Consider the following 17,854-nt stretch of genomic DNA (forward strand, 5'->3'; position numbering starts at 1 on the left):
GGGCGCTGTCCAGCGGGGCGCGGCGTCACGGGCGCGAATTCGCCAGAGGGCCGCGATCGGAAATCCACGCCCGGAAACCGGCGGACAGGCGGGGCGGCTCGTGTCAGGATCGGCGCATGACCCTGTTCCCGCTTCCCCCCGACGACGTGCTTTATGACGCGCTTCTGGCCCGCGATCCGGGCTGGGACGGGCGCGCCTATGTCTGCGTCGCCTCCACCGGCATCTTCTGCCGGCTGACCTGCCCGGCGCGCAAGCCGCTGCGCGCCAATTGCAGCTTTCGCGCGACGGTGGCCGAATGCCTCGACGCCGGGTTCCGGCCCTGCCGACGCTGCCATCCGCTGGCGCCCGAGGCCGGGGCCGACCCCGCCATCGCCACCCTGACCGAGGCGCTGGAGGCCGATCCCGCCCGGCGCTGGAGCGAGGCGGACGTGGCCGCGATGGGCTTCGACCCCTCGACCGTGCGCCGCGCCTTTCGCCGGCAGTTCGGCATCACCTTCCTCGACATGGCGCGGCTGCGCCGGGTGCAGGCGGGCATGACGGAAATTGCCCGCGGCGGGCGGGTGATCGACGCGCAGCTGGAGGCGGGGTTCGACAGCCCGAGCGCCTTTCGCGCCGCCTTCGCCCGGCTGATGGGCGGCAGCCCGGCAGAATTCGCGGGCGACGCGCTGCTGCGGGCGGACTGGATCGACACGCCACTGGGGCCGATGGTGGCGGTGGCCGATGCCCATGCGCTGCACCTGCTGGAATTCGCCGACCGCCGCGCGCTGCCGTCGGAACTGGCGGTGCTGCGGCGGCAGGCGGGCGGCATCGGGCTGGGCCGCACCGCACCCATGGAGCAGGTGGCCGGGGAACTGGACCGCTTCTTCGCCGCCCGCAGCGCCCGGTTCGAGGTGCCGCTGGCCCTGGCCGGCAGCCCCTTCACCCGCATGGTCTGGCAGGAACTGCGCCGCATCCCGGCGGGCGAGACGCGCAGCTATGCCGCGCTCGCGCAGTCCATCGGCAGGCCCACGGCGGTGCGGGCGGTGGCGCGCGCCAATGGCGCCAACCGCATCGCGCTGGTGATCCCCTGCCACCGGGTGATCGGCGCCGACGGCTCGCTCACCGGCTATGGCGGCGGGCTGTGGCGCAAGCAGGCGCTGATAGACCTGGAACGCCGGCTACAGCAGCACCAGCCGGATCAGGAAGGCGACGCTGCCCACCGCCGCCACCCCCGCCAGCCACAGCAGCACGAACCAGCCCAGCCGGCGCAGGACCTGCGGCATCAGTGATAGCCCTCTTCCGGGTCGATCTTGCCGCGGAACACCCAATAGGCATAGGCGGTATAGGCGAGGATCATCGGCAGCAGCACGACCGCCCCCGCCAGCATGAAGACCAGCGAGGATTGCGGGGCGGCCGCCTGTTCGATCGTCAGCGCGAAGGGCACCATCCAGGGGAAGAAGCTGATACCCACCCCGGCATAGCCCAGCACGAACAGGCCGAGCGCGCAGAGGAAGGGCTGCCAGTCCGGCCCCCGCTGCAGGCCGCGCCACAGCAACAGCGCCATCCCCGCCACCAGCGCCGGGACGATGAACGAAAAGATCATCGTCGGCCATTCGAACCAGCGGTCGAGATAGCCCAGCTGCAGGAACGGCGTCCACAGGCTGACCACGCCCATGCCGGCGAGCGTGCCCGCCAGCGCCCGCCGCGCCATGTGCCGCGCCTCGTCCCGCAGGCCGCCTTCCGTCTTCAGCACCAGCCAGCAGGCGCCCAGCAGCGCATAGCCCAGAACCAGCGCCACGCCGGTCATCAGCGAAAACGGCGTCAGCCAGTCGAACCAGCCGCCGGCATAGGCGCGGTTCTCGACCCGGATCCCCTGCACCAGCGCGCCGAGCGCGATGCCCTGCGCGAAGGTCGCGGTGATCGAGCCGCCGAAGAAGGCCGCGTCCCAGCGGCGCGAGTCCGTCCGCCAGCGGTATTCGAAGGCGACGCCGCGAAAGATCAGCGCCAGCAGCATCACGATCAGCGGCGCGTAAAGCGCGGGCAGGATCGTGGCATAGGCCAGCGGAAACACCGCCAGCAGCCCGCCGCCGCCCAGCACCAGCCACGTCTCGTTGCCGTCCCAGACCGGCGCGACGGAGTTCATCATCACGTCGCGGTCGTGCTTCTCCGGGAACAGCGGGAACAGGATGCCGATGCCCAGATCGAAGCCGTCCATGATGACATAGGCCAGCACCGCGAAGGCGATGATCGCCGCCCAGACATAGGCGAGGGGCAGGGACGCAAGGTCAAAGGGCATGGGGCGTCTCCTTCGCGGGTTCGGGATTGGCCGGGCCGGGGGTGATGCCCGCGGTCCGGATCGGCGCATCGACCAGTTCCTGTTCGTCGACCTCGGGCAGGCGCGCCATCAGCCGCAGCAGGTAGAAGACCCCGGTGCCGAAGATCAGGAAATAGACGACGACGAAGGCCACCAGCGACGCGCCCACCGCCGGGGCCGAGACGGGCGACAGGCTGTCCGCCGTCAGCATATGGCCATAGACCGTCCAGGGCTGACGCCCCACCTCGGTCGTGACCCAGCCCGCCAGCACCGCGACGAAGCCCATCGGCCCCATCGCCAGCGCATAGCGGTGCAGCCACGGGCTGTGATGCAGCCGGCCACGCAGGAACTGGACCAGCGCAAAGCCGCCCAGCCCCAGCATGGCGAAGCCCAGTGCCACCATGACGCGGAACGACCAGAACACGATCGGCACCGGCGGCTGTTCGTCGCGCGGGATGGTGTCCAGACCCGCCAGCGGCGCATTCAGGTCGTGCTTCAGGATCAGCGAGGACAGTTTCGGTATTTCCACCGCATAGCGCACCGTCTGCGCCTCCTGGTCCGGAAGGCCGAACAGGATCAGCGGCGCGCCCTCGGGATGGCTTTCGAAATGCCCCTCCATCGCCATGACCTTGGCGGGCTGGTGTTCCAGCGTGTTCAGCCCGTGCATGTCGCCGGCGAAGATCTGGATCGGCGCGACCACCAGGATCATGCCCATCGCCATGGTGAACATGCGATGCACCTCGGCCACGTCGCGGCCGCGCAGCTTGTGCCATGCCGCGACCCCGCCCACGACCAGCGCCGTGGTCAGGTAGGCCGCCAGCACCATATGCACCAGCCGGTAGGGGAAGGAGGGGTTGAAGATCACCGCCCACCAGTCCACCGGCACGAACTGCCCGACCTCGTTGATCGCAAAGCCCGCGGGCGTCTGCATCCAGCTGTTCACGGCGAGGATCCAGGTCGCCGACAGCAGCGTGCCGAAGGCCACCATCAGCGTGGCGAACAGGTGCAGCCCCTCGCCCACCCGCTTGCGCCCGAACAGCATGATCCCCAGGAACCCGGCCTCGAGGAAGAAGGCCGTCAGCACCTCATAGCCCATCAGCGGCCCGATCACCGGCCCGGCCTTGTCGGAGAAGGCCGCCCAGTTGGTGCCGAACTGGTAGGACATGACGATGCCCGACACGACGCCCATGCCGAAGGACAGGGCAAAGATCGTCTTCCAGAAATCGAAGAGCCGCAGATAGACCCGCTCGCGCGTCGTCAGCCACAGCCCCAGCAACACCGCCAGAAAGCTGGCAAGGCCGATGGTGAAGGCCGGAAAGACGATGTGGAAGGCGACGGTGAAGGCGAACTGCATCCGCGCCAGCACCTCCGCGTCGAAAGCGTCGAACATCGGTTTTCCCTTCTTGTCGGCGGCGGCCCAGGGGGTCGCGTCCCTGAACATATTCTGCCTTGTAAATGTGTAGATTGCACCCTTCATCGAGGGACGTGTCGTCGCAGCGCGTCGGCAGGTCGCAGCGGCAGGGTGCCGCGGCGGGTGACGCATCGGGTCCCCGGGCCGGATCGTGCCTGTCTCGTCCCGGAACATCGCGCGGCGGGGGCTGTTCCCTTTAGGCGGGCGTCGGGATGCCACAGCCGGTGCCGCGCCCGGAAATTCATGTTCGACCGAAAGGAACGCCATGTCCCGCACCAGCCTCGCCACAGCCCCGGCCGCCTGCGCCGCCGCCCTTGCGGCGCTGCTCGCCTCGCCCGCCGCGGCGCAGGACGCGCCCGCGCAGACAGCGCCCACGAACAGCGATCCCGCCATGGCCTCCGGCACGGCCGAGTTCATCGACGCCGAAGGTGCCTCGCTCGGCAGCGCCGAACTGACGGCCACGCCGCATGGGGTGCTGATCGCGCTCGACATGACCGGCCTGCCGCCCGAGGGCTGGGTCGCCTTCCACATCCACGAAGGCACCGCCTGCGACCCCGGCGAGCGGTTCGAGACGGCGGGCGGGCATTTCAATCCCAACGAGTCCGACCACGGCTTCATGGTCGAGACCGGCCCGCATGCCGGCGACATGCCGAACCAGTGGGTCGACAGCGACGGCAACCTGCGCAGCGAGGTGTTCAACACCTTCGTGACGCTGGGCGATGGCGCGCCGGGTGATGTCTCGGGCCATGTGCTGATGCTGCATGCCGAACCCGACGACTATGAATCGCAGCCCGCGGGCGGCGCCGGCGAACGGCTGGCCTGCGCGGTCATCGAGTAGGGGACGCCGCGCGGCCGGGCCGGCGCTCAGGCCGCGGCGGGGACCGGGGCGCGGCGGCCTGTGCCGCCGTGCCGCAGATAGCGCGCATAGCCCAGATCGGCGGCCGCGATATCGGTCGCCCGCCCCGACATCTGGTCCGCCAGCAGCCGGGCCGAACCCGCTGCCATCGTCCAGCCCAGCGTGCCGTGGCCGGTGTTCAGCCACAGCCCGGCCACCGGCGTGGGTCCGACCACAGGCGTGCCATCCGGCGTCATCGGGCGCAGGCCGCACCAGAACTGTGCCGTCGCCGCATCGCCGCCGCCCACGAACATCTCACCCACGGATTTTTCCAGCGTCGCCCGACGGGATTTGCGCAGCGACAGGTCGAAGCCGGCGATCTCCGCCAGACCGCCCACGCGGATGCGGTCGCCCAGCCGGGTGATCGCCACCTTGTACGTCTCGTCCATCACCGTCGACACCGGGGCGCGGGATTCGTCGCGGATCGGCATGGTCAGCGAATAGCCCTTCACCGGATAGACCGGCAGGCGCAGCCCCAGGGGCGCCACCGCCCGCGGCGAATGGCTGCCAAGCGCCACCACCACCGCATCGGCGGCCAGCGGCCCGTCGGAGGTCAGCACGCCGGTCACCCGCCCGGCCTCGGCGATCAGCCGGGTGACGGCGACGCCATAGCGCAGGGTCACGCCCTTGGATGCGGCCAGCGGGGCCAGCGCCGCGGTGAACTTGAAACAGTCGCCGGTCTCATCCCCCGGCAGGCGCAGCCCGCCCGCAATCCGGTCGGCCGCCCCGGCCAGACCCGGTTCGGCGGCAAGACAGCCGGCACGGTCCAGCACCTCGAACGCCACGCCATCGGCCCGCAGCACGGCGATGTCCTTGGCCGCGGCCTCGACCTGTTTGTCGCTGCGGAACACCTGCAGGGTGCCCTGCATCCGTTCGTCATAGCGGATGCCGGTTTCGGCGCGCAGCGCGATCAGCCGGTCGCGGCTGTATTCGGCCAGCCGGACCATCCGGCTCTTGTTGCGGGCATAGGCGGCGGCGTTGCAGTTAGCCAGCATCCGCGCCATCCAGGCCAGTTTCACCGGATCGGGCGCGAGACCCACGACCAGCGGCGCATGGCGCTGGAAGGCCCATTTCAGCGCCTTCAGCGGAATGCCGGGCGCGGCCCATGGCGCGGAGTAGCCGGGGCTGACCTCGCCCGCATTGGCAAAGCTCGTCTCCAGCGCCGGGCCGGGCTGCCGGTCCAGCACCGTCACCTCATGCCCCGCCCGGGCGAGTTCATATGCGGTGGTGATGCCGATGACACCCGCCCCGAGGACGACGACCTTCATGACCGGAAACTCCTGCTGCACCTGTTCGCGTGGTGCGGCAGAAGATGCATCCGCCGCGACGGAATGTGCTGGCGAACTTGGCCGCCGGATCGGGGATCTGCGGCGGAATCTACGGCGGAATACGTTTCGGCAGCAAGATCATTCGCGCGAGTAGCCGAATCACCGCCGTCTGTCCCTCAGCCGGCCCCGGCCTCGCCCGAATCTTCTGTCGTGACCAGCCGGTAGTCGCGCAGCGCCTCGGCATCCAGCAGGAAGATCTCGTCGGGCGGCGTCGTCAGCGCATCGCGCATCAGCATCGGGTCGACGCCCATCCGGTCCAGATAATCCATCACCGCCGCCTGCCCGCGCTGCACATCCTCGACGGCGAGGAAGGCGGGCAGGATCGAGTTTTCGCCGAAATAGTGCTGGTGCACGCCCACCCGCCCGCCCTCGGCCACCCGCCGCTCCACCCCGCCGGCGAGAATATAGGGACAGGCCGACAGGCAGACCGCGCCCTCGGCCACCTCGGTCGCCATTCCCGCGGCCCGCGTGGCGCGGCCGATTTCCAGCGCATCCGCCACCGAGCCGCCGGAACTGTCCAGCCGCAACAGCGTCGCCCGCGCGCCGGCATCGCGCCGTTCCTGCAGATAGGCGGCAAAGCGGTCGGCATCGCCCTCGGCGATCTGGCCCAGCAGGGTGACGGCGGTGCCGTCGGCAGAAAATTCCAGCCGTTCCGGCATCGGCTGCATCGCGGGGGCGCCCGGCGTGCCGCCTGGGCGGACATCGGGGCGGTAGGGGCGCGTGGCGGGGCCGCTGCCGGGCGGGGCGAAGGTCGCCGGATCGGCGGCCTGACGCGCCGCGGGCGCAAGGTCCAGCGCCACCACCGCCAGCGCGATGGCGATCTGGCCCACCATCACCGCGCGCAGGGCGCGGTCGGGCGTGCTGCGCCGCGCCTCGGTCATGGCCGGTCCGGACCCGGCTGGTCCAGCGGATGCTGGCCCGGCAGGCTGCGCACCGTGGCCAGCGCCGCGCGCAGTTCGGCGACGGTCATCGTATCCTCGACCGTGCTGTCGCCGCGCCCGGCCCGGATCGCGGCCTGCGTCACCATCAGGATGAAGACCAGCACCGCGGGCAGCAGGTCGATGGCCACGGCGCCCGCCCAGCTGGGAATGAAGTTGCCGGCATAGCGGATCACCGCATCGGCGGCCGAGATCGGGGTATAGACCGTCTCGTCCGGCTGCGGCAGGGCGATGACCTCGGCCGCGGCCGCCGCCAGCGTCTGTGCCCGCAGCGCGACCAGCCCCAGCACGGAATCGATGGTGCTGGCCTGACTGCTGCGCGCCAGTTCGCTGCCGCCGTCGAGTTCCGGCAGCACCACCGAATCCGCCAGATCCTGCGCCGCCCGGTCCACCAGCGGGGCCACGTTCAGCTGCCGCAGCTGGGCCACGATCCCCGACAGGCGCACCGCCTCTTCCGAGAAGCGCACCGACCGTTCCTCGACCGGACCCGGCTCCACTGTCAGCGCTCGCATCCGGCTGAGGATGCGGTTGCCCTCGGCAAAGGCGGTGGCAATGGGTTCGTCCTGCGCCGCGATCTGCGATTCCAGCGCGGCCAGTTCCGCGGCCTTCTGGGTCAGCACCCGGAACACCGCGCCCTGGCCGGCAAAGCCCGACAGGCCGCCCCCGGCCTCCTGTTCCGAAAGGTCGCCGAAGCTCTGGCTGACGCGCGACACGTCCCGCGCCAGCCCCTGTCCCGCGACGGCATTGGACTGCGCCCGTTCCAGCGCCGCCTGATAGGTCTGCACCGTGGTCGCCAGATGCTGTTCCACCGCCGCGGACCCGGCCAGCGCCGCGGCGTTCAGCCAGGAGGACATGGCGACGATGGCCAGACAGCCCAGACCCATCGACAGGAACAGCCCCACCCGCGCCGCCGCGGTGCGCACCGCCGGCAGAAGCCGCATCATGTAGGACCAGAAGACGAAGATCCCGACCGAGACGGCGATGGAATAGGAGAGCGCCGCGAAGGTGGTCCAGACGCCGCTGCCGTCCAGCAGCGTCCGCACGCCCAGATAGGTGTAAATGCCCGAGGCCGCCGACAGCACGCCCAGGGCGGTGCCGGTGAAGCTGTCCAGCCAAGTCAGGTGCCGTTCCAGTTCGCGCGCGTGGCGGATACCGGGGCGTTCCGCAACGGCGGCACCGGGCGCTTCGGCATAGGCAGGGTCGATCCGGGCGGGATGCGGCGGGGCGGGGTGCGCGGTCAGATCCTCGGGCATCGGGTCTCCAGCGGGGGCCGCGACCACAATTCCGCGCGGAATCCCGGAAATCTAGACGATCCTGCGCGGGGTAAAAGCCCTCGGCCGCCCCGCGCCGGTCAACTGCGCGCGAGCCGGCCGTGGCGTTTCGTCGGCGGGAGTATCCCGGGGGCGGCCGCCCGCGTCGGTCAGCCCTTCTGCGCGACCCGGGCGTTGCGGGTGGCGATCAGCTTCAGCCGCAGCGCGTTGAGGTGGATGAACCCCGCCGCGTCGCGCTGGTCATAGGCGCCGGCATCCTCCTCGAAGGTCACGTGCTTCTCGCTGTAAAGCGACTCGTCCGACCAGCGCGCGATCACCCGCGCCATGCCCTTGTAGAGCTTCAGGCGGACCGTGCCCGAAACATGTTCCTGCGTCTTGTCGATCAGCGCCTGCAGCGCCTCGCGTTCCGGGCTGAACCAGAAGCCGTTGTAGATCAGTTCCGCATAGCGCGGCATGATCGAATCCTTCAGGTGGCCCGAGCCGCTGTCCAGCGTGATCTGCTCGATGCCGCGATGCGCCGCCAGCAGGATGGTGCCGCCGGGGGTTTCGTAAAGACCGCGGGATTTCATGCCGACGAAGCGGTTCTCGACGAAATCCAGCAGGCCGATGCCATGCTTGCCGCCCAGTTCGTTCAGCCGGGTCAGGATGGTGGCGGGCGACAGCGCCTGGCCGTCGATGGCGACGGCATCGCCCTTGTCGAAGGTGATCTCGATGATCTCGGCGGTGTCGGGCGCCTCTTCCACCGGCACGATGCGCTGCGCGACGTAGTCGGGCGCCTCTTCGGCGGGGTTTTCCAGCACCGTGCCTTCGGACGAGGTGTGCAGCAGGTTCGCATCGACCGAGAAGGGCGCCTCGCCGCGCTTGTTCTTGGCGATCGGGATCTGGTTGGCCTCGGCAAATTCCAGCAGCTTCGTGCGGCTGGTCAGGTCCCACAGCCGCCAGGGCGCGATGACCTTGATCGCCGGATCGAGCGCCGCGACCCCCAGTTCGAAGCGCACCTGATCGTTGCCCTTGCCGGTGGCGCCATGGGCGACGGCATCCGCCCCCGTTTCCTGCGCGATCCGTACGAGGTGCTGCGAGATCAGGGGCCGGGCGATCGAGGTGCCCAGCAGGTATTCGCCCTCGTAGAGCGCGTTGGCCCGGAACATCGGGAAGACGAAGTCGCGCACGAATTCCTCGCGCACGTCGACGATGTGGATGTTCTCGGGCTTGATCCCCAGCAGCAGCGCCTTCTGCCGCGCCGGCTCCAACTCCTCGCCCTGGCCCAGATCGGCGGTGAAGGTCACCACCTCGCAGCCATATTCCGTCTGCAGCCATTTCAGGATGATCGAGGTATCGAGGCCGCCGGAATAGGCGAGCACGACTTTCTTGGGCGCGGACATCGGCGGCTCCGTGGGGTCAGGGTCAACTGGCTCGCCGGAATAGGCAGTTTTGCCCCGTGCAGCAAGGGCGGCGGCCCGCAGGGGGACGGTAAACTTGTACCCGGGGCAATGTGCCCCCGGCGGCGCGCCCTGCCGCCCGGGCTTGCGGGGGGCAGGCGCTTGGCTATGCTGGGCTTGGCCATGCCGGACCGGCATGCCGCGAAAGGAAGACCATGTTTTCGGCCAATACCGAATGCGCCCGGCTGATGCGCGAATTCGACTGGGCGGCCAATCCGCTCGGCCCCGCCGAAAGCTGGCCGCCGGAATTGCGCACGCTCGTCAGCGTCATGCACGGGTCCGGCCAGCCGATGTTCCTGACCTGGGGGCCGGAACAGATCATGCTGTACAACGACGGCTATGCCGAAATGTGCGAGGCGCGGCACCCGGCCATCGGCAAGACCTTCCGCGAGTTGTGGTACGACATCTGGGACGATGTCTCGCCGATCCTGTTCCGCGCCTATGCCGGGCAGGGGACGCAGATGGATGACATCTCTTTCATCATGCACCGCAACGGCTATCCGGAAGAGACGCATTTCGCCTTTTCCTATACCCCCGTGAAGAGCGAGAGGGGCGAGGTGCTGGGCATGTTCTGTTGCTGCACCGAAACCACCGCGCAGGTCATGGCCCGCCGGCGCGAGGAGCAGGAACGCGAGATCCTCTATACCTGCTTCCGGCTGTCGCCCGGGGCTGTGGCGCTGTTGCGCGGGCCGAAGCACGAATTTCGCATGGTCAACCGGGCCTATTCCGAACTGATCGGGTTCCGCGACGTGATTGGCAAGCCGGTGGCCGAGGCGCTGCCCGAGGTGGTGGAGCAGGGCTATGTCGATCTGCTGGACCGCGTGTACGAAACGGGCGAGCCGCATGTCGGCGAGGGCGTGACGATCACGCTGCAGCGCGACCGGGACAGGCCCCCGCAGCAGCGCGTGCTGGATTTCGTCTTTCAGCCCTTCCCGGACGACACCGGGGCGACCGCCGGCGTGCTGGTGCAGGCGGTGGACGTGACCGACCGGCACGAGGCGGAACGGCGCCAGCAGATCGTCAATGCCGAACTGTCGCACCGGATGAAGAACCAGCTGGCCGTCGTGCGGGCGCTGGTGTCGCAGACGCTGCGCACCGTCGACAACACCAAGGCCGCGCTGTCGGCGGTGGGCGAGCGGCTGATGGCCCTGTCGCGGGCGCAGGACCTGCTTCTGGGCGTGGGCAGCGGCGATGGCGAGGTGGGCGCGCTGGTGGCGGTGGCGCTGGAACCCTGGCAGGCGGAACCGGGCCGCATGTCCTTCGGCGGACCGCCTGTCCCGATCGCGCCGCAGGCGATGCCGGCGCTGGCGCTGATCCTGTATGAACTGGCGACCAACGCGGTGAAGCACGGTGCGCTCGCCGCCCCGGACGGGCATGTCGCGCTCGACTGGACCATCGACCGGACGGGGGGCGAGCCGGTCTTCACGCTGTGCTGGCGCGAAAGCGGCAACCGCGACGTGCTGCGGCGCCCGCCGGACCCGCGGCACCGGGGGGCAGGCCTGCGCCTGATCGCGGCCAGCGCCGGCTCGCTGGGCGGCACCCATGAACAGGAGATCGGCGAGGAAGGGGCGCAGTTCCTGCTGCGGGTGCCGCTGTCCGCCCTGTCCCGGTCCGCGGGGGCGCCGCGGCCGCTCGCCTCGGCCGCGGGCTGAGGCCGGGGAGACAGAGGCCGGGGCGGCGCCGGCCGAACTTGCTGTCGCGGCCGGTGGCGGCTATGCCCGCTCCATGACCCGTTTTGCCGACGATGCCCGTTCCGCCACCGAATCCCTGCGCGGGTTGTTCCCTGCCACGCCGCTGCAGCGCAACGACTTCCTGTCGGACCGCCACGGCGCCGACATCTGGCTGAAGCGCGAGGATCTGACGCCGGTGCGCAGCTACAAGCTGCGCGGCGCCATCACCGCGATGCGGCGGATGCGGGCCGCCGATCCGCGGCTCGATCATTTCGTCTGTGCCAGCGCTGGCAACCATGCGCAGGGCGTGGCCTATGCCTGCCGGGAATTCGGGGTGCGGGGGACGATCTTCATGCCCGTGACGACGCCGCAGCAGAAGATCGACAAGACCCGCGCCTTCGGCGGTGCGCAGGTGGACATCCGGCTGACCGGCGACTGGTTCGACCAGACGCTCGCCGCCGCGCAGGCCTTCTGCGCCGAGGCGGGGGCGCGGTTCCTCGCCCCCTTCGACGATGCCGACGTGATCCTGGGTCAGGCCTCGGTCGCGGTCGAGATGCTGGACCAGCTGGGCCGCGCGCCCGATCTGGTGGTGCTGCCCGTGGGCGGCGGCGGGCTGGCGGCGGGCATCGCCGGCGTTCTGGCCGACCGCGCGCCCGGGACGCAGTTGCGCTTCGTCGAACCGGCGGGGGGCGCGAGCCTGACGGCGGCGCTGGCGGCGGGCGCGCCGGTCACGCTGCCGCGCGTGAACAGCTTCGTCGACGGGGCGGCGGTGGCGCGGATCGGCGCGCTGCCCTTCGCGCGGCTTGCGGGCGTGGACCCGGCGCAGGTGCTGCTGGCGCCCGAGGACCGGATCTGCGGCACGATGATCGAGATGCTGAACGTCGAGGGCATCGTGCTAGAACCCGCGGGCGCCCTGTCCATCGACGTGCTGCCCCAGCTTGCGCCCGACATCGCCGGCAAGACCGTCGTCTGCGTGACCTCGGGCGGCAATTTCGACTTCGAGCGTCTGCCCGAGGTGCGCGAACGCGCGCAGCGTTTTGCCGGGCGGAAGAAGTATTTCATCCTGCGCCTGCCGCAGCGACCCGGCGCGCTGCGCGATTTCCTCGGCCTGCTGGGGCCGACGGATGACATCGCGCGCTTCGAGTACCTGAAGAAATCCGCCCGCAACTTCGGTTCGGTGCTGATCGGGATCGAGACGGCGGAAGCCGAGAATTTCGCCCGGCTGGAGGCCGCGCTGCTGGAAGCCGGCTTCGTCTGGCGCGACATCACCGAGGACGAGACGCTGGCCGAGTTCCTGATCTGACCGGCGCCGCCCATCCGGCGCCCGGGCAGCCGGGGCCGGCGGTCAGGCCGGAGGGCCGGACAGGAGCGCGCGCCGCGAGGCCGCGAAACAGGCGATCCCCGAGGCGAGGTCCAGCGCCGCGCCCATCTGCCGCCCGGCCGGACCCGCCAGCGCCACCAGTGCCTCGGCCCGGGCACAGAAATCGGCGAAGCGCGCGAAGCCCAGGTTCCAGGCGCTGCCCTTCAGGAAATGCAGGTCATCGGCCAGCGCGGCCGCGTCGGCCTCCATCCCGCCGGGGCCCGAGAGGCGTGCCAGCACCTGTTCCACCTCGTCGAGGAACAGCTCCACCACCTCGGCAAAGCTGTCCTCGCCGATCTCGTCGCGCAGGTCACGAACGCGCGCCCAGTCGATCAGGGGCGCGTCCGCCGCGCCCGCGGCCCCGCCCTCCGCCCTTCCGTCCATCGCCGCCTCCGCCAGTGTCGCCCGATGATCGGCGGCGGGGCTGAAGGCGGGGTTAAGCACCGGCGGGTCCGGCGGCGTTTCACCCGCCCTTAACGCCCGGCCGGACACAGTGGCGCGCGCCAGACCGCGAAGGGACCCCGTGACGCCGCCCGCCCGCCTTCCGCCCGGCCCGCCCGGCACCGATTCTGCCGGCCCGCCCGCCCCGGGCGGGGTGCGGCGGGCGCTGGTGGTCGATGACAGCCGGGCGCAGCGGCGGATGCTGGCCGCATTGCTGGGCCGCGACGGGATCGAGGTGGTGGAGGCCGCCTCGGGGCAGGAGGCGCTGGAGATCGCCCTGCGCGACCGCTTCGACCTTGTGCTGTCGGACTGGGTGATGCCGGGCATGGACGGCCCGACCCTGTGCCGCGAGATGCGGGGCAGGCTGCCCGGCCGCTATGTCTATTTCATCCTGCTGACCTCGAAGCGCGGGGCGGGCGAGGTCGCGGCGGGTCTGGGATCGGGGGCGGACGACTTCCTGTCGAAACCGGTAGACGGGCAGGAACTGCGCGCGCGCATCGCCGCGGGCGGCCGCATCCTGCAGATGGAACGCGAACTGACGCAGAAGAACCGCAGCCTGACCGCCGCGCTGGCCGACCTGCGCCGCATCCATGACGCGCTGGACCGCGATCTGGCCGAGGCGCGGAACCTGCAGCAAAGCCTCTTGCGCGAACGCCACCGCAGCTTCGGCAGCGCCGAGGTGTCGCTGGTCCTGCATCCCTCGGGCCACGTGGGGGGCGACCTCGTGGGCTTCTTCCCGATCAACGCCCGGCGCGTGGGCCTGTTCGCGCTGGACGTGGCGGGGCATGGCGTCGCCTCGGCGCTGATGACGGCGCGGCTGGCGGGGCTCCTGTCCGGCAGCTCGCCCGACCGGAACCTCGCGCTGGTGCAGACGGATTTCGGCATCTATGACGGGCGCCCGCCGGCGGAACTGGCCGCGCAGCTGAACGCGATCCTGCTGGCCGAGATGTCGGAGGCCAGCTACCTGACCCTGCTTTACGCCGATGTCGATCTGGTGTCGGGGCGGGTGGCGATGGTGCAGGCGGGGCACCCGCATCCCGCGGTGCTGCGCGCGGGGGGCAAGGTCGAGTTCTGCGGCAGCGGCGGCCTGCCGATCGGCCTCTTGCCCGGCGCGCATTATGCCGAGGTAGAGCTGCGGCTGAACCCGGGTGACCGGCTGCTGCTGATCTCGGACGGCGTGATCGAGGCGGCGGATGCCGAGGGCCGGCTGCTGGAGGAGGAGGGGTTGGCCCGGCTCTTGCAGGGCGCCGCCGGCCTGCCGGGGCCGGACCTGCTGACCGCGCTGGTGGCCGGCGTCACCGCCCATGCGGCGGGCGAGCCCGCGGATGACGTGTCCGCCGTCTGCCTCGACTTCCACGGGGCAAAGCGCAACGCGGATTGACCCGGCCGCGCGGGGCGGTCGTCAGGCCAACCCCATCGCCTGCCGCAGGAAAAGCCGGTCCCCGTCATTGCCCAGCAACTCGGCCGCCTCGGCGGCGGGCAACCAGATTGCCAGATGCCCCGGCTCCGTCGGCGGGCCCAGTGGCCGCACGGGCCGGGCCAGATAGACGGTGCACAGCTTTTCCGCCCAGCGGTCGTATTCGGGCATGTAGGTGAAGCGGCGGAACGCCCCCAGCCGCCGGGGCCGGGCGATGGACCAGCCGGTCTCTTCGTAGACCTCGCGGTGCAGGGCGCGGATCGGCTGTTCGCCGCGGTCGATCCCGCCGCCGGGCAGCTGGAATTCGGGCACCGGCCGCGCCTGATGCGTCAGCAGGACCGACGATCCCAGCGCCAGCACGGCATAGACCCCGGGCCTGCGCCCATAGCTGCGTCCCGCCTCGGGCGGCTCGCCCACGCGCCTGATCATTGCCCTTGGTCCTGTCGTTGCCGTCCCTATATGGACCGGGTATGCCAAGGGGCGAGCACCATGAAAAGCCCCGCCCGGCCAACCCCGACAATCCACGAAGCCCGAGACTCCCAAAAGGAGGACATATGACGACCCTGTCGCAGATCGCCTGGGACGATACCGTCCTGCCATTCCAGCTTGACCGCAGCGATATTCGCGGGCGGGTGGCGCGGCTCGACGGCGTTCTGGAAAAGGTGCTGGAACAGCACGACTACCCGCCGCAGATCGAGGCGCTGGTGGCCGAGGCGGCGCTGCTGACGGCGCTGATCGGCCAGACCATCAAGCTGCGCTGGAAGCTGTCGCTGCAGATCCGCGGCGACGGCCCGGCGCGGATCATCGCCACCGACTATTACGGCCCCGGCGCCGATGGCGAGCCGGCCCGCGTGCGCGGCTGGGCCAGCTTCGACCGCGACCGGATGGAGGCGCTCGACGCCCCGCAGCCGTTCGACCTGATCGGACAGGGCTATTTCGCCATCCTGATCGATCAGGGCCCGGGAACCACGCCCTATCAGGGGATCACGCCCATCGCGGGCGGCTCGCTCGCCGCCTGTGCGGAAACCTATTTCGCGCAGTCCGAACAGCTGCCCACCCGCTTCGCGCTGTCCTACGGCCGGTCCACCCTGCCCGGAAAGCCGGAACAGTGGCGCGCGGGCGGGGTGATGCTGCAGCACATGCCGAAGGCCAGCCCCTTCGCCGCGGGCGAGGGCGGCTCGGGCGAGGGCGGGCTGCTGGCCGCGGGCGACATCCTGCAGGGCGAGGACGAAGAGAACTGGGGGCGCGCCAACCTCCTGCTCGACACCGTCGAGGATCTGGAACTGATCGGCCCGACGGTGCACCCGACCGACCTGCTGGTGCGGCTGTTCCACGAGGAGCGCCCCCGCGTCTACGATCCGCAGCGGGTGGAGTTCGGCTGCACCTGTTCGGCCGACAAGGTGCGGCAGAGCCTGTCGATCTATTCGACGAAGGACATCGCCACGATGACCACCGACGAGGGCACGGTGACGGCGGATTGCCAGTTCTGCGGGGCGCATTACGTCTTCGATCCCGCGACGCTGGGCTTCGAAGCCGCGACCGCGCCCGAAGACGACGAGACCGGGCCGGAGGGCGAGGGTGACCGCTGACCCCGCCGACCCGCTGCAGGCGCTGCGCGTCGCGCTGGCGCGCCCGCTGCGGCCCAGTTCCGACTATGACCTGAACCCCGGCACCGTCCTGCCGCCGTCCCGCGCGCTGCGGGCGGCGGGGGTGCTGGTCGCCTTCCAGACCGGTCGGGCGGGGCCGGACCTGGTGCTGACCAAGCGTTCGTCCCGGCTGAAGCATCATCCGGGGCAGATCGCCTTTCCCGGCGGCAAGGTCGAGCCGGCGGATGACGGTCCGGTCGGCGCCGCCCTGCGCGAGGCGTCCGAGGAGGTGGGGCTGCCCGTCGCCTCGGTTCAGGTGCTGGGCGTGCTGCCGCCGCATGAAACGGTGACGGGCTTCGTCTGTACGCCGGTAGTCGCCCAGATTGTCGGGCCGTTCCGGCCGGTGCCCGAGGCGGGCGAGGTGGACGAGGTGTTCACCGTGCCGCTGGCCCATGTCGCGCGCCTGTCGAACTATCGCATCGAGCGGCGGCGCTGGCGCGGGACATGGCGGGCCTATTGGGCGGTGCCCTACGGCCCGCATTACATCTGGGGCGCGACGGCGCGGATGCTGCGCGCGCTGGCCGAGGCGATGGCGGATGCGGGACATGCGGATCACGGCTGACTGGCTGACCGCACCGGGGCTGGTGGCGGTGCTGGACGCGCTGACCGGGGCCGGGCAGCGGGCGCTGCTGGTGGGCGGCTGCGTGCGCAACGCGCTGATCGGGGCGCCGGTCAGCGACCTCGACATCGCCACCGATGCGGAGCCCGACCGGGTGATCGCGCTGATGCAGGCGGCGGGGCTGAAGACGGTGCCCACCGGGTTGGTCCACGGCACCGTCACCGTCGTCGCCGGGGGTGTCCCGCATGAGGTGACGACCTTCCGCCGCGATGTCGAAACCTTCGGTCGGAACGCGACCGTCGCCTTCTCGACCCGGATCGAGGACGACGCGGCGCGGCGCGACTTCACCATGAACGCGCTTTATGCCGAGGGGGGCGGCCGCGTCATCGACCCGCTGGGGACCGGCCTTGCCGATCTGGCGGCGCGGCGGCTGCGTTTCGTTGGCGAACCGGCGGACCGGATCGCCGAAGATTACCTGCGCATCCTGCGCTTCTTCCGGTTCCACGCCTGGTATGCCGATCCGGCCGGGGGACTCGACCCCGAGGGGCTGGCCGCCTGCGCCGCCGGGGCCGAGGGTATCGAGCGTCTGTCGCGGGAACGGGTGGGGGCCGAGATGCTGAAGCTGCTGGCCGCGCCCGACCCGGCCCCCGCCGTCGCAGCGATGCGGGCGTCGGGGGTGCTGGCGCGGGTGCTGCCCGGGGCGGATGACCGGGCGCTGGCGCCGCTGCTGCATCTGGAGGAGGGCGCCGCCCCCGATCCGCTGCGCCGGCTGGCGGTGCTGGGTGGCGCGGCCCCGGACGAGGCGTTGCGCCTGTCCCGGGCGCAGGCGCGCGACCTTGCCGACCTGCGCGCGGCGGCGACGGGCGGGCAGGGGCCGGCGGAACTGGGCTGGCGCCTGGGGGCCGACCGCGCGCGCGATGCGCTGATGGCCCGCGCCGCGCTGCTGGAACAGCCGCTGCCCCAAGGCTGGCAGGAGGCGGTCGCGCGGGGGGCGGCGGCGCAATTCCCCCTGACCGCCGCCGACCTGATGCCCGCCTTTGCCGGCCCGGCGCTGGGGGCCGAACTGAAGGCGCGCGAGGCCAGATGGATCGCGTCGGACCTGACCGCCAGCCGCGACGACCTGCTGGGCGACGACGGGACGGGCGGCGGAGAGGGCGGGGGCAGCGACGGGCAAGACTAGCCTTCC

Annotated in this window: 16 protein-coding genes; 8 read left to right on the top strand and 8 right to left on the bottom strand. The window is 71.0% G+C overall.

Annotated elements, in window-relative coordinates:
• The first annotated feature begins 116 nt into the window (after positions 1-116).
• A complete protein-coding gene (locus EEY80_RS03855) occupies positions 117-1,268 on the top strand; it encodes a bifunctional transcriptional activator/DNA repair enzyme AdaA (protein WP_126975257.1) in 1,152 nt (383 codons plus the stop codon).
• On the opposite strand, the gene cydB is transcribed toward EEY80_RS03855, so the two are convergent.
• Positions 1,262-2,275 carry a cytochrome d ubiquinol oxidase subunit II gene (gene cydB / locus EEY80_RS03860; protein ID WP_126975258.1) on the bottom strand — a complete coding sequence of 338 codons (1,014 nt, stop codon included), beginning with the start codon at positions 2,273-2,275 and terminating at the stop codon, positions 1,262-1,264. The genes EEY80_RS03855 and cydB overlap by 7 nt on opposite strands.
• The gene (locus EEY80_RS03865) at positions 2,265-3,683 is read right to left on the bottom strand and encodes a cytochrome ubiquinol oxidase subunit I (protein WP_126975259.1); all 1,419 of its coding nucleotides are present in this window, start codon (positions 3,681-3,683) and stop codon (positions 2,265-2,267) included. Before EEY80_RS03865 ends, cydB begins: the two co-directional genes overlap by 11 nt.
• 286 nt (positions 3,684-3,969) lie before the next feature.
• Here EEY80_RS03865 and EEY80_RS03870 point away from each other — a divergent pair, with 286 nt between their 5' ends.
• Positions 3,970-4,542, top strand: coding sequence for a superoxide dismutase family protein (locus EEY80_RS03870; RefSeq protein WP_126975260.1), 573 nt, complete (start codon positions 3,970-3,972; stop codon positions 4,540-4,542).
• Between the two features lie 26 nt (positions 4,543-4,568).
• Here EEY80_RS03870 and EEY80_RS03875 read toward each other — a convergent pair whose 3' ends face one another.
• From EEY80_RS03875 to EEY80_RS03890, 4 genes are all read right to left on the bottom strand, one after another.
• The gene (locus tag EEY80_RS03875) at positions 4,569-5,888 is read right to left on the bottom strand and encodes a D-amino acid dehydrogenase (protein ID WP_328590492.1); all 1,320 of its coding nucleotides are present in this window, start codon (positions 5,886-5,888) and stop codon (positions 4,569-4,571) included.
• A gap of 155 nt (positions 5,889-6,043) precedes the next feature.
• The gene (locus EEY80_RS03880; protein ID WP_126975262.1) at positions 6,044-6,808 is read right to left on the bottom strand and encodes a COG3904 family protein; all 765 of its coding nucleotides are present in this window, start codon (positions 6,806-6,808) and stop codon (positions 6,044-6,046) included.
• Entirely contained in the window at positions 6,805-8,118 is a 1,314-nt protein-coding gene (locus tag EEY80_RS03885) for a hypothetical protein (protein WP_235829700.1), read from the bottom strand. Before EEY80_RS03885 ends, EEY80_RS03880 begins: the two co-directional genes overlap by 4 nt.
• Positions 8,119-8,285: 167 nt before the next feature.
• The gene (locus EEY80_RS03890; protein WP_126975263.1) at positions 8,286-9,518 is read right to left on the bottom strand and encodes an argininosuccinate synthase; all 1,233 of its coding nucleotides are present in this window, start codon (positions 9,516-9,518) and stop codon (positions 8,286-8,288) included.
• A gap of 212 nt (positions 9,519-9,730) precedes the next feature.
• Here EEY80_RS03890 and EEY80_RS03895 point away from each other — a divergent pair, with 212 nt between their 5' ends.
• Both EEY80_RS03895 and ilvA read left to right on the top strand, forming a co-directional pair.
• The gene (locus EEY80_RS03895) at positions 9,731-11,227 is read left to right on the top strand and encodes a PAS domain-containing sensor histidine kinase (RefSeq protein WP_126975264.1); all 1,497 of its coding nucleotides are present in this window, start codon (positions 9,731-9,733) and stop codon (positions 11,225-11,227) included.
• A 73-nt stretch (positions 11,228-11,300) separates the two neighbouring features.
• Positions 11,301-12,548 carry a threonine ammonia-lyase IlvA gene (gene ilvA / locus EEY80_RS03900; protein WP_126975265.1) on the top strand — a complete coding sequence of 416 codons (1,248 nt, stop codon included), beginning with the start codon at positions 11,301-11,303 and terminating at the stop codon, positions 12,546-12,548.
• 42 nt (positions 12,549-12,590) lie between these two features.
• Here ilvA and EEY80_RS03905 read toward each other — a convergent pair whose 3' ends face one another.
• Positions 12,591-13,049, bottom strand: a complete 459-nt coding sequence (locus tag EEY80_RS03905) for an Hpt domain-containing protein (protein WP_328590493.1) — start codon at positions 13,047-13,049, stop codon at positions 12,591-12,593.
• A gap of 79 nt (positions 13,050-13,128) precedes the next feature.
• Here EEY80_RS03905 and EEY80_RS03910 point away from each other — a divergent pair, with 79 nt between their 5' ends.
• Complete coding sequence (locus EEY80_RS03910; RefSeq protein WP_235829701.1) at positions 13,129-14,427, top strand: PP2C family protein-serine/threonine phosphatase; 1,299 nt, start codon at positions 13,129-13,131, stop codon at positions 14,425-14,427.
• A gap of 21 nt (positions 14,428-14,448) precedes the next feature.
• Here EEY80_RS03910 and EEY80_RS03915 read toward each other — a convergent pair whose 3' ends face one another.
• Positions 14,449-14,892 (bottom strand): NUDIX domain-containing protein, encoded by a 444-nt coding sequence (locus tag EEY80_RS03915; RefSeq protein WP_126975266.1) that lies wholly within the window; start codon positions 14,890-14,892, stop codon positions 14,449-14,451.
• Positions 14,893-15,017: 125 nt separating this feature from the next.
• Here EEY80_RS03915 and hslO point away from each other — a divergent pair, with 125 nt between their 5' ends.
• The 3 genes from hslO to EEY80_RS03930 are packed head-to-tail and all read left to right on the top strand — an operon-like array spanning position 15,018 to position 17,848.
• Complete coding sequence (hslO, locus tag EEY80_RS03920; RefSeq protein WP_126975267.1) at positions 15,018-16,052, top strand: Hsp33 family molecular chaperone HslO; 1,035 nt, start codon at positions 15,018-15,020, stop codon at positions 16,050-16,052.
• The gene (locus EEY80_RS03925; protein ID WP_126975268.1) at positions 16,042-16,671 is read left to right on the top strand and encodes a CoA pyrophosphatase; all 630 of its coding nucleotides are present in this window, start codon (positions 16,042-16,044) and stop codon (positions 16,669-16,671) included. Before hslO ends, EEY80_RS03925 begins: the two co-directional genes overlap by 11 nt.
• Positions 16,655-17,848, top strand: a complete 1,194-nt coding sequence (locus EEY80_RS03930) for a CCA tRNA nucleotidyltransferase (RefSeq protein WP_126975269.1) — start codon at positions 16,655-16,657, stop codon at positions 17,846-17,848. Before EEY80_RS03925 ends, EEY80_RS03930 begins: the two co-directional genes overlap by 17 nt.
• Positions 17,849-17,854: the final 6 nt, after the last annotated feature.

The sequence above is a fragment of the Frigidibacter oleivorans genome (assembly GCF_003993775.1).
Lineage (GTDB): Bacteria > Pseudomonadota > Alphaproteobacteria > Rhodobacterales > Rhodobacteraceae > Frigidibacter > Frigidibacter oleivorans.

Coding starts and splice junctions, on each gene's coding strand:
- EEY80_RS03855 (WP_126975257.1), top strand. CDS start 117: ATGACCCTGTTCCCGCTTCCCCCCGACGACGTGCTTTATGACGCGCTT.
- cydB (WP_126975258.1), bottom strand. CDS start 2,275: ATGCCCTTTGACCTTGCGTCCCTGCCCCTCGCCTATGTCTGGGCGGCG.
- EEY80_RS03865 (WP_126975259.1), bottom strand. CDS start 3,683: ATGTTCGACGCTTTCGACGCGGAGGTGCTGGCGCGGATGCAGTTCGCC.
- EEY80_RS03870 (WP_126975260.1), top strand. CDS start 3,970: ATGTCCCGCACCAGCCTCGCCACAGCCCCGGCCGCCTGCGCCGCCGCC.
- EEY80_RS03880 (WP_126975262.1), bottom strand. CDS start 6,808: ATGACCGAGGCGCGGCGCAGCACGCCCGACCGCGCCCTGCGCGCGGTG.
- EEY80_RS03885 (WP_235829700.1), bottom strand. CDS start 8,118: ATGCCCGAGGATCTGACCGCGCACCCCGCCCCGCCGCATCCCGCCCGG.
- EEY80_RS03890 (WP_126975263.1), bottom strand. CDS start 9,518: ATGTCCGCGCCCAAGAAAGTCGTGCTCGCCTATTCCGGCGGCCTCGAT.
- EEY80_RS03895 (WP_126975264.1), top strand. CDS start 9,731: ATGTTTTCGGCCAATACCGAATGCGCCCGGCTGATGCGCGAATTCGAC.
- ilvA (WP_126975265.1), top strand. CDS start 11,301: ATGACCCGTTTTGCCGACGATGCCCGTTCCGCCACCGAATCCCTGCGC.
- EEY80_RS03915 (WP_126975266.1), bottom strand. CDS start 14,892: ATGATCAGGCGCGTGGGCGAGCCGCCCGAGGCGGGACGCAGCTATGGG.
- hslO (WP_126975267.1), top strand. CDS start 15,018: ATGACGACCCTGTCGCAGATCGCCTGGGACGATACCGTCCTGCCATTC.
- EEY80_RS03930 (WP_126975269.1), top strand. CDS start 16,655: ATGCGGATCACGGCTGACTGGCTGACCGCACCGGGGCTGGTGGCGGTG.